This is a genomic window from Roseovarius pacificus (assembly GCF_900142665.1).
Classification (GTDB): Bacteria; Pseudomonadota; Alphaproteobacteria; order Rhodobacterales; family Rhodobacteraceae; genus Roseovarius; species Roseovarius pacificus.
In genome coordinates, this window is sequence record NZ_FRBR01000006.1 from 80,185 (window position 1) to 93,408 (window position 13,224).

The 13,224-nt window shown below is 58.4% G+C and carries 13 protein-coding genes and 1 tRNA gene; 10 read left to right on the forward strand and 4 right to left on the reverse strand.

Going from position 1 to position 13,224, the window contains the following annotated elements; translation table 11 throughout:
• The first annotated feature begins 137 nt into the window (after positions 1 to 137).
• Positions 138 to 941: an undecaprenyl-diphosphate phosphatase gene (locus BUB53_RS11950; RefSeq protein WP_073035002.1), complete on the forward strand. Its 804-nt coding sequence runs from the start codon at positions 138 to 140 to the stop codon at positions 939 to 941.
• Here the strand turns inward: BUB53_RS11950 and BUB53_RS11955 are convergent.
• Complete coding sequence (locus tag BUB53_RS11955) at positions 938 to 1,921, reverse strand: complex I NDUFA9 subunit family protein (RefSeq protein WP_073035003.1); 984 nt, start codon at positions 1,919 to 1,921, stop codon at positions 938 to 940. The genes BUB53_RS11950 and BUB53_RS11955 overlap by 4 nt on opposite strands.
• Before the next feature lie 145 nt (positions 1,922 to 2,066).
• On the opposite strand from BUB53_RS11955, the gene BUB53_RS11960 reads away from it, so the two are divergent.
• Positions 2,067 to 2,153 (forward strand) — tRNA-Leu (locus BUB53_RS11960).
• 138 nt (positions 2,154 to 2,291) lie between these two features.
• Here BUB53_RS11960 and ubiV read toward each other — a convergent pair.
• The 3 genes from ubiV to ubiT are packed head-to-tail and all read right to left on the reverse strand — an operon-like array spanning position 2,292 to position 4,724.
• A complete protein-coding gene (gene ubiV / locus BUB53_RS11965) occupies positions 2,292 to 3,203 on the reverse strand; it encodes a ubiquinone anaerobic biosynthesis protein UbiV (protein ID WP_073035004.1) in 912 nt (303 codons plus the stop codon).
• A gap of 4 nt (positions 3,204 to 3,207) precedes the next feature.
• Complete coding sequence (gene ubiU / locus BUB53_RS11970) at positions 3,208 to 4,227, reverse strand: ubiquinone anaerobic biosynthesis protein UbiU (RefSeq protein WP_073035005.1); 1,020 nt, start codon at positions 4,225 to 4,227, stop codon at positions 3,208 to 3,210.
• Positions 4,224 to 4,724: a ubiquinone anaerobic biosynthesis accessory factor UbiT gene (ubiT, locus tag BUB53_RS11975; protein ID WP_073035006.1), complete on the reverse strand. Its 501-nt coding sequence runs from the start codon at positions 4,722 to 4,724 to the stop codon at positions 4,224 to 4,226. Before ubiT ends, ubiU begins: the two co-directional genes overlap by 4 nt.
• Before the next feature lie 210 nt (positions 4,725 to 4,934).
• Between ubiT and BUB53_RS11980 the strand changes: the two genes are divergently transcribed.
• The 8 genes from BUB53_RS11980 to lptB all read left to right on the forward strand — a co-directional run bounded on the left by BUB53_RS11980 (position 4,935) and on the right by lptB (position 13,165).
• Positions 4,935 to 5,354 carry an RrF2 family transcriptional regulator gene (locus BUB53_RS11980; protein WP_073035007.1) on the forward strand — a complete coding sequence of 140 codons (420 nt, stop codon included), beginning with the start codon at positions 4,935 to 4,937 and terminating at the stop codon, positions 5,352 to 5,354.
• An 87-nt stretch (positions 5,355 to 5,441) separates the two neighbouring features.
• Positions 5,442 to 6,050: a TetR/AcrR family transcriptional regulator gene (locus BUB53_RS11985; RefSeq protein WP_159437820.1), complete on the forward strand. Its 609-nt coding sequence runs from the start codon at positions 5,442 to 5,444 to the stop codon at positions 6,048 to 6,050.
• Positions 6,047 to 7,354 (forward strand): efflux RND transporter periplasmic adaptor subunit, encoded by a 1,308-nt coding sequence (locus BUB53_RS11990; protein WP_073035009.1) that lies wholly within the window; start codon positions 6,047 to 6,049, stop codon positions 7,352 to 7,354. Before BUB53_RS11985 ends, BUB53_RS11990 begins: the two co-directional genes overlap by 4 nt.
• Positions 7,351 to 10,440 (forward strand): efflux RND transporter permease subunit, encoded by a 3,090-nt coding sequence (locus BUB53_RS11995; protein WP_073035010.1) that lies wholly within the window; start codon positions 7,351 to 7,353, stop codon positions 10,438 to 10,440. Before BUB53_RS11990 ends, BUB53_RS11995 begins: the two co-directional genes overlap by 4 nt.
• 239 nt (positions 10,441 to 10,679) lie before the next feature.
• Positions 10,680 to 11,291 (forward strand): ribonuclease D, encoded by a 612-nt coding sequence (locus BUB53_RS12000; RefSeq protein WP_073035011.1) that lies wholly within the window; start codon positions 10,680 to 10,682, stop codon positions 11,289 to 11,291.
• A gap of 81 nt (positions 11,292 to 11,372) precedes the next feature.
• Complete coding sequence (locus BUB53_RS12005) at positions 11,373 to 11,909, forward strand: hypothetical protein (protein ID WP_229709541.1); 537 nt, start codon at positions 11,373 to 11,375, stop codon at positions 11,907 to 11,909.
• A 15-nt stretch (positions 11,910 to 11,924) separates the two neighbouring features.
• Positions 11,925 to 12,407 (forward strand): LptA/OstA family protein, encoded by a 483-nt coding sequence (locus BUB53_RS12010; RefSeq protein WP_229709543.1) that lies wholly within the window; start codon positions 11,925 to 11,927, stop codon positions 12,405 to 12,407.
• On the forward strand, positions 12,407 to 13,165 hold the full coding sequence (lptB, locus tag BUB53_RS12015) for an LPS export ABC transporter ATP-binding protein (RefSeq protein WP_073035014.1): 759 nt from the start codon (positions 12,407 to 12,409) through the stop codon (positions 13,163 to 13,165). The genes BUB53_RS12010 and lptB overlap by 1 nt, the downstream gene beginning before the upstream one ends.
• Positions 13,166 to 13,224: the final 59 nt, after the last annotated feature.

The following is a 13,224-nucleotide window of genomic DNA, read 5'->3' on the forward strand; positions in this document are numbered from 1 at the left end:
TGAAAATTTTCCTGGCACCGCGATCTATGCGTTAAAGAATTCTTCATAATTTCGATCCGATTCGGACCTAAATGCGGACTTCCCTCTGAATCTCAATGATTTATAGCTGAAGCACCGTTATTCGCAGGACTTGGCCGATGCCCCTCCTTCATTTGTTTCTTGTTGCCATTGTCCAGGGCCTGACCGAGTTTTTGCCGGTCTCTTCGTCCGGTCACCTGATTCTGCTGCCCAACCTCACTGGCCTGAACGATCAGGGACAGGTCATCGATGTTGCCGTTCACGTCGGCACGCTTTTCGCTGTCGTTCTGTATTTCTGGCAGGATGTCAGACAGGCCCTGACAGGGCTGCCGCGCCTCCTGATCGGTCGCACCGATACCCAGGGCGCATGCCTGGCCTTGCTTCTGCTGATCTCTTCGGTCCCGGTGATCGGCTTCGGACTGATCCTGCATCTGACGGAACTGGATTCCGAGATGCGCTCGATCAAGGTGATCGGCTGGACCATGCTGGTATTCGGGGTCCTTCTGTATTGGGCCGATCAAATCGGCCCCAGCAAAAAACAGGACCGCGACTGGAACATTCAGGATGCCATGGTCATAGGTGTCTGGCAGGCCATTGCCCTGATCCCCGGCACATCACGCTCGGGCATCACCATCACCGGCGCGCGCTTCCTTGGCTATACACGGAAGGACGCAGCCAAGGTCTCGATGCTCATGTCGATCCCGACGATCTTTGCCAGCGGCGTCTTCCTCGGAACCGAAGCCGCTATGACGGCAAACATGGCGGCATTGCGCGATGGCCTGATTGCCGCGCTGCTGGCTTTTGTCGCAGCTCTTTTGGCGCTGTCCCTGATGATGCGCCTGCTGCGCAGCGTCAGCTTTACGCCCTATGTGATCTACCGGATCATCCTTGGCGTGGCTCTTCTGGTGATCGCCTACAGTTAATTGACCCGCAGGTTAGAGGCCGATTCCTTGATCGCCTCGTATTGACCCGCCGGACGGAAACGCCACAGGTAATCGGGCATAATCGCCTCCATCGCGACGGGCTTGATACCCAAGTCGGCGAACCCCCTGGCCCCTTCGGACACAACGTTGTCCACCCGCAGGCTGCGCACCTGATCGCGCGTGATCTGCGGCGGGATCAGCCCCAGAGAAACCGTCTGAACAAGCTCCATCACACCGGCCATGAGGCTGGCAATGCCGAATGGAATATTCATGATCAGACGGCGGCGGCGAATAACACCCAGCATTTGCTGCATCAATTCGCGGAAGGTGTTCACATCCGGGCCGCCAAGCTCGTAAATACCCGGCGCGGCCGCGCCGGTCACGCCCATTGCTGCGGCACTGGCAGCGTCATCCACATAGACCGGCTGAAACTTCGTGTCGGCCCCGACAACAGGCAGCACCGGGCTGAACCGGGTCATGCCTGCAAAGCGATTGAAGAACTCGTCCTCGGACCCAAAAATCACGGACGGGCGCAGAATCACCGCTGTCGGGAAATGTTCAAGCACCACAGCTTCACCCCTGGCCTTGGTTTGCGCATAAATGCTGTCGGAATCGACATTCGCACCGATGGCCGAAATCTGCACCATGCGCTGCACACCCTCTTCGGCAGCGAGTCGCGCAATCCGTTCTGCGCCTTCATGCTGCACGGCGTCGAAGTTGTTCTTGCCCTTGCGGTCGAACGTGCCCACACAGTTCACCACCGCATCGGCCCCCTGCATCACGGCACGAACACTGTTGTCGTCACGGATGTTGCAAAAGACCGGCTCGACCTGCCCGACAGCACCATAGGGTTTGACATGCATCGCTTCGTTCGGGCGGCGTACGGCGACGCGGATGCGCCAGCCCTCCTTGGCCAGACGTCGTGCGATATAGCGGCCGACGAATCCCGATCCGCCGTAGATGGTGACGAGTTTCGACATCTGAGGGTCTCCCGGCTTGAAAATACTGTCTCTTCCTAATCCCCTATGGCGTTTTGAACAAGGTGCTATGAGCAATGCAACGATTTGACGAAAATCTCCGTTGACACCGCCAGCCGGCAGGTCTAAACGCCCCTCCACGACACCTGCCCAGGTGGCGGAATTGGTAGACGCGCTAGCTTCAGGTGCTAGTGTCCGTATGGACGTGGAGGTTCGAGTCCTCTCCTGGGCACCATTTCTTTTTACAGGTAATGAAAGTGTCGCATTTCATCTGAAATTGAGCACGGAATTCCAAACACCGCTTGAGCACATACGTGTTCTGAACGCGCGAGCTCGTGGCGCGCGCGCATCGATTCTCAGGCAATCTGTTTGCTCAGGCCGCCACAGCCTTACGGTTGATATGGCGATACCCGGCAACACCGTGCCAGAATCCATTGCTGAACGCGGTGCCCGCACAGATCGTCGAAAGACGAGATCGGCCGTCGTCTGCATCCAGCCCTGAGTTCAGCACATCGTTGAACACCTGCGCGACGGCAACCATATCCACATTCTGCGGCAGCAGACGGGCATGGGTTATTCCAAGCGCCTTCATTTCCGGCAGTTCTGCCAGCAATTCGATATAACTTTCCGATTGGGTCTGGATTCCGTTCACGCGCAGAATCGGCTGATCGTCACGGGTTGCCAATGGCATGCCATCGGGGTCGTCTTCGCAGATGAACTGGCAATTGTCTTTGGTCCTGCCATGTGCCCGCGCGTGATAGCAACGCGCCGATACTGCCAGCGGCGCGCGTCCGAAAACCTGCACTTCCACCCCGAGATCCAGATCGCGTGCCGCCTTGGCCGCTATACCGACCGCCTCACCCGGCATTTCGGTGGGCAGGCAAACATGGGTCGCCCCCTGGTCTGCCATCCACGTGATCGTGGCTTCGTTATAAGCGTTCAGGAACGGCCCCACACGATGTGATCGGCCATCCCGTGCCAGAAGACCCGCAGCATTGTTGATCTCAATTTCATGGTCTTCGCTTTCCATCAGATCAGCGGTTGCCTGACGCTCCCGTTTGAGCATCACCTCGGCCAGCGAGCACAGCACCACGCGCTTCCCGCCGCGCTGCAACCGCTCGATGACCTGCGGCATCTCGCGCTCGAAGAACGGTGCGCGCTTTGAGCAAATCACCTCGCCCAGGTAGACCGTATCGACAGGCGCCTCATCTGCGATACGCGCATAGAAATCCCGCTTGCGCTCGACGGTCCAGTGATATGCCAGTGGCCCCAGTGTCAGTTCCATTGCCCTATCTCCATTTCTTGGTCTTGAACGCACCCTGCGTTTCCTTCTGCCCCTCGGTCAGCGCCACCAGGTCGGCCAAATCAGGCGTCGCGCCCGCGCGGATTGCATCCACCGCCTCGCGGAAACTGCCCACCACCTTGCGGACATAGGATTTCGAGCGCTGTCGTCCTTCGATCTTGAAGGCGTGCACCCCCGCCTCCATCAGATCGGGCAGAAGGCGCGACAGGTTCAGACTGACGGGTTCCTCAAAGGCATAATACCCTTCAGGCCGATGCGGCGCCGTGTAACGACCCTTGCAGATGGTAGGGTAGCCCGCCGTTTCACCCGGTGCGAAACTGTCGATAGTGACCCCGCCAAGACACGAGCGCAGCGCGCCATCGGCATCTTCTTCATATGTCACCTTGGCCGCCGGAGAGCAGACACCATCCATGTTCGTCGATTCTCCGGTCATCCAGTTGGTCAGGCTGCACCGGCCCTCGACCATCAGGCCGTGATTGCCGAAAATGAAGGTTTCGATCTCGCAGGGGATTTCCTGCTTGATCGCGCGAATTTCAGGAATGGTCAGGATGCGCGGTAGCACTACGCGTTTGACCCCGAAATTCTGACAATAGTATCGGATCGCTTCGGGGCTGGAGGCAGCGGCCTGAACCGACAGATGCAACCGCAGGCTTGGATGATTTGTGGCGATATGCTGCGCTACGCCCATATCGGCCACGATGCAGGCATCCACGCCGACACGGGCCGCAATCGCCGCCGCATCGCGCCACAGATCGACCTTCCCGGCAGGGGGGTATGTATTGAGCGCCAACAGAACCTTGGCGCCCCGCTGATGCGCATAGGCAACCGAGGCCTCCAACTCTTCGGGGCTGAAATTCAGCCCCGGAAAGTTGCGGGCATTCGTGGCATTGCGAAACCCGCAATAGACCGAATCCGCCCCGGCATCGACGGCAGTACGCAAAGCCGCGGGCGTGCCTGCCGGACACACCAATTCACCCGCTTCGGAAAACCGGCCTTCCGCTCTCATGTTCCGCTCCTCCGTCGCAACACACCCAGAACCGCTCGGCCGGGCGGGCCGAACAGATCGGCCGTTTCCTGTGCAATCGAGCCATCCACGTCGTCCAGCGCATTGCGCAACGATACCACGGCCTCGGTGTTGCCCGAGATTACAAGATCACGTGAAAAGAAGGCCGCATCGCCGTCGTCCTCACCATCAACAAGATTCAGGAGCAGCATGAACGGCCCCTCGATCCTGGCATCGTGATCAGGCAGCGGGTAACGCGGAACAGCACGGAAAACCGGTTGCTCCGGGTCTGGGCGCAAATGCAGCGCAAAGGGAAGTTCACGCGCAACGATCAGGAAATCGGCTTGCTGATAAGGCGCGATGCGCGCGAACATCTCGGGATGTCGGCGGGCAATACGCCGTACGACACGCGCCAGAACGGGCTGCAACAGCGCGCGCACCGGCGCAGTTGGAAATATCGGCCATCGGCTGGCCGGACGATGAGTCGTCGCATCTGTCATGATGGGTGTTCCGATCCGATTGAAGCAAGGCTGACCTGTCTCGGCACACAAGCGCATCGTATCGCTGTCCGTCCTGACATTGTCCGTCCTTTTATCCGCGCATCAACAGAGCGCATCAGGGCAGTGGGGAACTGCCCCACCGGGATACCCTCTGGCCTAGTCCGCTGAATAAGTATTGTAAATGCCAATTGAACCGACTAACCAGCGACCATGCGTCTCACCTCTTTTACGGAATTTGGCCTGCGTATGCTTATGCGCATGGCGGCAACCCCGCATGTGGCCCTGTCCACTGCGGATTTCGCCAATGAGTTCGGCTTGTCACGTCATCATCTGGCAAAAATTGTTCAGCACCTATCCCGTGCAGGGCTGATTGAAACCCGCAGGGGAGGCGGCGGCGGGGCCATCCTTGCGCACCGGCCGCAAGAGATATTCCTGGGTGATCTGATCAGACTTCTGGAACGAGACCATCCGCTGGTCGAATGCTTTGGGGCCGATGGCGGTGACTGTTCACTTGACGGGCGCTGTCGCCTCAAAGCCCGATTGCGCGCGGCCGAAGCGGCGTTCCTGGCTGAACTGAACACCACGACATTGGCGGATATAGCACTCCCCTTTCTGCAAAAGAGAACCTGACCGACAATTACAGTGCCGCAAGGCATTGCCTGTCTCCCTCAATATGTTAGTGATTACTCACTTACTTATGGTGAAGCAATGTCTAGAATGCGAAAACCCGCTGAGGAACGGCAAGCCGAGATCATCGAAACGGCACTCCAATTGCTGACACACACACCTGTCGAAAAACTTTCGACAGCTCTGGTTGCAAAAGAAGTCGGCATAACTCAGGCCGCAATCTTTCGGCATTTCCCAACCAAGGATGCGCTATGGCAAGCCGTGCTTGAGGATATCGAACGCCGCGCAGTCAATCTATGGAATGATGCCGTTGCAAAGGGAACATCCCCACTGGAGCGATTGGCTGAACTGATTGCAGCGCAACTTGGCCTTATCGCGGCCTATCCCGCTATCCCCACGCTGATTTTCAACGCCGGCCAGATATCGGCCGAGGATACGCTGCGCCCCATTCATCGGCGTATCATGTCGGGATTGCGGCACCGTCTGCTGGTCGAAATTCGAGAGGCTGCACAGACGGGTCAAATCCCTCCTGCGCCATCCACCGAAGATTGCGCCGATCTGTTCCTGGGTCTTGTGCAAGGTACGGTGTTACGCTGGAAATTATCGGATCGCTCATTCGATCTGATCCGGGAGGGCCGACGCATCGCCACAATCCAGATCGGCCTGCTGAGAGGCCACAAAGCCGGGGATGACAAATGAAGTTCCGGCGTCCACTCAAGATCCTTCCCCCGCTTGCCATCGGCATCGGCGTTGCCCTCTGGCTGATGTCCGGGGCCGAGCCCCCTCAGCGTAGCGCACACCAGGAACGTTCGGTCACCGCCCGTACAATGACCGTAAAAACAACGCCTCTGGCACCGGTGGTCCGTGGCTTTGGCACGGTGCGCGCTGCGCAAAGCTGGCAAGCGGTCGCCGAGGTATCGGGCGCCATCACGTTCCGGCATCCAGATCTTGAAACCGGAAATGTGATCCCCGCAGGCACCCGTGTTCTGGAGATCGACCCAAGCCGTTATGAAACGGCGCTACAAGAGGCACAGGCCGACCTGAACGCGCTGAAAGCCGAAAACGAACAGATCGATATCGAAGCGGCGAACACAAACAACATTCTCACCATTGAAGCCGAAAGGCTGGCCTTGGCGACCGCCGACCTGAACCGTGTGCGTACCCTGACGGAACAGGGCGCCACATCGCAGGCCCGGCTGGATGAGCAGGAGCGCATAACGCTTCAATTGCGCCGCACCGTGCAGGAATTGGAAAACAATCTGGCCCTCGTCCCGGTTCAGAAGGCGCGGCTGGATGCGCGGATCGCCCGCACCGAAGCCACGCTCGACCGAGCCGAACGCGATTTGAACATGACCAGTATCGTAACACCGTTCAACCTGCGCGTGGGCACGGTGCATGTCGAACGATACCAGTTCGTGACAAGTGGCCAATCCCTTGTTGCCGCCGATGGAATCGCGCGGGCAGAGATCACGGCGCACTTGCCGATCGACAGTTTCCCAAGGCTTATGGGCGCGGCAGCAAATGCCGGGGTTCAGTTCGATGCCGACCACCTGCCGCAGGTATTGGAACGTATATCGGCCGAATTGAAACTGATCTCCAACCCCGGCCAGGTCCGGAACGGCAGGGTTCTTCGAATCGAGAACGCATTGGACCCACAGGCACGCTCGGTACCGGTGGTGATCGCGGTTGACGATCCCTACAAGGGGGCACGCCCTCCGGCGCACCTGCCGCTTGTCCCGAATATGTATGTCGAAGTGATCCTGACCGCCCCGCCGGGAAACCCGAGAATTGCACTGCCCGTGCAGGCCGTTCACCAGGGCGATACCGTGTATCTGCGCAATACGGATGGACGGCTTGAACTACGGAACGTGACAGTCGGTTGGCGACAGGCCGACCTGGCCATAATCGAAGACGGCCTGACCACCGGCGAGGAAGTGATCGTTGACGATATCGTACCGGCTTTACCCGGCCTGCGTATCGTTCCCGCGGAGACCGGGGAATGATCGCTTGGTTCGTTCGTCACCCCACCGCGGCCAATCTGCTGCTCATCCTGATCGCGACCGCCGGGATCATGGCGGCTCCAACGCTGAAACGCGAAACCTTCCCGGATTTTCGCAAGACCGAGGCGGAAATTTCAGTCGTGTATCGGGGCGCAACGGCTGGCGATGTCGAAGACGCGATTTGCAGGCGCCTTTGGGATGCGGTCGAAAGCGTGGAATATCTGGACGAGCTGACCTGTACCGCACAGGAAAACGCGGCGCGGGCTGTCGCCACGATGCAGCCGGATGGAAATGTGGGGCAATTCGTCAACGATTTGCGCACCGAAGTGTCCGCAGTTGATGATTTCCCTGTCGAGGCCGACCCGCCCGTCGTGCGGCAACTCAACCGTTCGGACGCCGTGGTTTCCGTAGCGGTCGCGGGCGATATGCCCCCGGCCTCGCTGGAGCATTACGCTTCTGACTTGCAAGACCGTCTCGCCGCCCTGCCCGATGTGGCCAGCGTGACAATAACGGGCTTTGGCGAACGGCAATACCGCATCACCGTACCCCGTGCAGTTCTGGAACAGCACGGGCTGACCGCCGCAGGGCTTGCGGACCGCATCGGTGCCCAAAGCCTCGACCGCCCCCTTGGCAGCCTTGAAACGGATCGGCTCGATATCGCCCTGCGCTTTGCCGACGAACGCCGCACACCCCAAGCCCTTGCGCAGATCGTTATCTTGTCGAAAGCCAACGGTGCCGAACTGACCCTGGGGCAGATCGCGCAGATCGAAGAAACCTTCAGCCCGGATGAAAAACTGGCAATCCTCGATGGGCAGCGGGCAGCCTTTTTGCAGGTCAATAAATCGCTCGGAGCCGACGCCCTGCGCGTATTCGACGATGTCCAAACCCTGATTGAAACCGAACGTCGCGCCTTGCCCCCTACAATGCGCATCAAACTGGTTCAGGACATGACAAGCATCGTGCGCGACCGCCTTGCCATGCTGGTGCAGAACGGCGTAATCGGTCTGATTCTCGTGATCGCCGTCATGAGCCTGTTTTTCCGGCCCGGCTTTGCCATATGGGCCGCGTTGGGGTTGCCCGTGGCCTTTCTGGGGGCGTTCATCGCGATGGCATTGACGGGCCTTTCACTCAACATGATTACCTTGGTCGCGCTTTTGATGGCAATCGGGATCGTGATGGACGATTCCATCGTAATTTCGGACTCGATCGCCGAAGAAGCGGCCCAAGGCGCACCCCGAAGCGACGCCGCCATCGCAGGTACCAAACGGGTGTTACCCGGCGTCCTGTCGTCCTTTGCGACAACGGTTGCAATCTTCGCACCCCTGTCATTCCTCGCCGGCGATCTGGGAGCAGTGCTGGAGGTCTTGCCTGTCGTATTGATCGCCGCCCTCGCCGCAAGCCTGCTCGAAGCGTTCTGGGTTCTGCCCCATCACCTGTCGCACGGGTTGCATTTCTCACGGTGGCCCCCGTCACGGTTTCGCGAAGGGTTTGAAAAAGGCTTCGGAAACCTCCGCGACAACGGGCTTGGACGGCTGGTCGATAAAGCCGTCCAATGGCGGTATGCGACCACCGGCCTGACCCTTGCCGCACTGATCATAACAGTGGCGCTGCTGCGCAGCGGATACGTCCAACGCGAAGCCCTGCCCGAGATTGACGGCGATGTGCTCGAGGCGCGCATCCTGATGCCCCAGGGCACACCACTTCATCAGACGACACTGGTCACAAATCGGGTGATCGCGGCGCTTGAGGTCGTCAACCAACACCTCTCGCCCAGGCAACCCGATGGTGAGGAGTTGGTGCAAACCGTTCAGACGATCTTTGACCGAAACCTGAGCGCGGACGAAAACGGTACACATGTCGCGACAGTGTCGGTCGATTTGTTGGGCGCGGAAAAACGCACAACCAAACTGGATGAACTGATCGCCGCGTGGCGGGCAGAGATCGGCGAACTACCCGGTGTGCTGGCCATAACCCTGACCGAACCGGGACTAGGCCCACAAGGTCAAGCCGTCGAAATTCGCCTGTCCGGTCCTGACCTGGACGATCTGCATATGGCGGCCACACGTCTTGTGGCTGAGTTAGAGACATATACGGGCGTCTATAACACCATGCATGATCTTCGGCCCGGTCGGCCCGAATTGCGCCTGACACTGGCAGAGGGCGCGACCGGCCTGGGCCTTACCGGGCGCGATGTGGCCGGGCAGATCGGTGCAGCATTTCTGGGCCGGATCATCACAACCGTGCAGGATGGAGATGTCTCCCATGAAATCGAACTTGAGCAAAGCCCGGTCGACAGAAACGCATTCGACGACCTGACAACCTTTGAAGTATTGCTACCCGACGGCACCCGCATTCCACTGACGACGGCAACCACGATCACGGAAACCCGTGGGTGGGGCCGTATCACTCATGTAGACGGGCAACGTACCGTCACCGTCGCCGCAGATGTCGATGGACGCATCGGCAACGCCGATGAGATAGTCACCGAACTGAACAACGGATTTCTGTTGGATCTCGTAGATTCGACTCCGGACCTTCAAGTCCGGATCGAAGGGCAAAACGCCAACTCGGCCCAAACCATGGGGTCGATCCTGCGTGGCTTCCTGATTGGATTGGTGGGGATTTACGTGATCCTGTCTTTTCAGTTTCGCAGCTATTTGGAACCAATCATCGTGATGATGACAATTCCGCTGGCGCTGGTCGGCGTCGTGCTGGGTCATCTGGCTATGGGGTACAATATTTCAATGCCATCAATAATGGGGGCGGCTTCACTGGCCGGAATCGTGGTGAACAACGCCATTCTGCTCGTACAGGCCATTGACGATCACAAATCCAGAGGCGTGACTCCGGCTCAGGCGGTCGGGGCGGCCAGCCGCGACCGGTTCCGTCCCATCGTCGTATCGGTCACAACAACGATCATGGGGATGGCCCCTCTATTGCTGGAAACCAGCACACAGGCGCAGACAGTCAAGCCATTGGTGATCTCGGTGGTTTTCGGACTGCTGTCCGCAACGCTTCTGGTGCTTCTGGTTCTGCCTGCATTCTATGCCATTCTCGACGACTTTCGCGCCGCCAGAGACCAACATTGACAGAGGCAGACCATATCGTACACGACAAGCGCCCGATGCCAGGCAGGGCGCACAACAGTCACTCTTCCTCTTCGGCTATCTCGCCAGATTGATCGGGGTTGAACTGGATTCCGTCCCGTCCGATAAGAACCGCTGGATCATATTACGCGTTTGGGGGTTTTGCTTTTGCTGTCCAGACCCCAAATTCAGGGGGAATATTGTCTGTCCGGGGCATCGTTCCTTCAGCAAAAGGAATCGAAATGGCGAACTATCTCTACAAGAACGATCTGCCCGCAGATCTGGATCTGGGTCCGGTTGTTGCAATTGACTGTGAAACCATGGGCCTGAATCCGCACCGTGATCGCCTGTGCGTGATCCAGATGTCGGGCGGAGACGGAAACGCGCATCTTGTTCAAATCGAGAAAAGTCAGCATGAAGCGCCCAATCTGGCAGCCATGCTGGAAAATCCAGATGTGCTGAAGTTGTTCCATTTCGGTCGCTTCGACATTGCTGCAATGTACAATGCCTTTGGTGCGCTGGCTGCTCCGGTTTATTGCACCAAGATCGCCAGCAAACTCGTGCGTACCTACACCGACCGGCACGGTCTCAAGAATTTGCTGCAGGAACTGATTGGCGTCGATATCTCGAAACAACAACAATCCTCGGATTGGGGGGCGCCGGACCTGACCGACGCGCAACTGGATTATGCCGCCTCGGATGTATTGTACCTGCATCGCCTGCGCGATGAGTTGAACCGCATGCTGGCACGCGAAGGCCGTGTCGAGATGGCGCAGGCCTGTTTCGATTTTCTTCCCACCCGCGCGCGTCTGGACCTGGCCGGCTGGCCCGAGATCGACATCTTCGCGCACTGAACCATGGCCCGACATACCAATCTCCGCTCCAAACTGGTGGCATGGATGAAAATCCTTCTGCCTCTGGCGGCATTGGGCCTGTTGTCCACCTTGTTCCTGCTGTCTCGCACCGTCGACCCGACCAAATCAATTGCGGTTTCACAAATTGACATTGAGAAACGCGCACAGGAACAAGGAGCCTCGAACCCGACATTCGCCGGCGTCACCGACAGTGGCGATCAGATTGTCGTCAGAGCTCAAAGTGCCATTCCGGACAAGGAGGATATGCGCCTCATGCACGCCAGCGGTATCGACGCCACACTGGCGCTGAAATCCGGTGCCGTGATAGATGTCACCGCGCAAGGTGCCGATGTAGACAGCGATGCATTCAAGGCGCAGCTCAACGGGAATGTGCGCGTTGTCACCAGCAACGGTTATGATTTCGGCACCGATGTTCTGAATTCGCGCTTTGACATCCTTTATGCCGACACGCCCGGCCCCGTTAGTGGAACCGGCCCCCCCGGAGATCTGGATGCCGGACGTATGATCCTGACCAGCGACGAACAGACCGGCGATGCACATTTGCTTTTCACGGATGGCGTCAAGCTGATATACCATCCCCAGAATTCAGAGGATTGACCCGACGTGACCCGTATTGCCCGGCTGACCGCTTTCTTTTTGTTGTTTTGTTCGCCTGTCGCCAGCCTTGCACAAGGGTCACAGGTGGCCTTTGGCAACACCCAGCAGGACAGCAGTTTGCCGGTCGAGATCACGGCCGAAACACTGGACGTCAATCAAAACGACAACACCGCCATTTTCACCGGAAACGTGATCATCGGTCAGGGAGAGATGCGCCTGTCCGCACCGCGCGTTCTGGTGGTCTACAAGGACGATCAAAGTGGCATCAAACGGCTTGAAGCACGAGGTGGCGTCACCATTGTCAGCGGTCAGGATGCGGCGGAAGGTCGCGAAGCGGACTACGACGTCGACAATGGCATGATCGAATTGCGCGGCGACGTTCTGCTTGTGCAGGGTCCGCAGGCGCTGACCTCGGACAAAATGGTTGTCGATACCCGCGCCGGGACCGCGCGCATGACCGGCCAGGTCAAAACCGTATTGCAGCCCGAGGGCGAATAATGGCCGCTCCGAACCTGAAAGTCGCACACGAAAATAGCGGGCTCGAAATTCAAAGCCTGCGTAAGAGCTACAAGAAACGCGTGGTGATCCGCGACGTTTCGCTATCACTGCAACAGGGCGAAGTCGTCGCCCTTCTCGGCCCCAACGGTTCGGGGAAAACCACGACATTCTACGCGATTGCCGGGCTGGTGAACCCTGAAGGCGGTCATGTGTTGATCGACGGGCAGGAAGTAACGAATCTGCCCATGTATCGCCGTGCTAAGATGGGAATCGGTTACCTCCCGCAGGAAATGTCGATTTTTCGTGGCCTCTCGGTCGAAGACAACATCCTTGCCATCCTCGATATCTCTGAACCCGACCGTCACAAACGCCGCGAACGTCTGGAAGAACTGTTGTCGGAATTCTCAATCGAGCATTTGCGCCGCGCACCGGCGCTGGCCTTGTCGGGCGGCGAGCGCCGCCGGGTCGAAATTGCCCGCTGCCTCGCAGCCCACCCCAAGTATCTGTTGCTGGACGAACCTTTTGCCGGAGTCGATCCAATTTCGGTCGGCGATATCCGTCACCTGGTCGCAGACCTCAAGAAACGCGGGATTGGCGTTCTGATCACCGATCACAATGTGCGAGAAACGTTGGAAATTGTTGATCGCGCTTACATTTTGCATGATGGCAAAGTTCTCATGTCGGGCACCCCGGGTGAAGTTGTCGAAAACGAGAATGTCCGCCGTGTCTATCTGGGCGACAATTTCAGAATCTCGTGATCTTTCGCCGAAAGCACATCTGCAAATGCGATCTCAGTTGACAACCACCCCTGAAAACG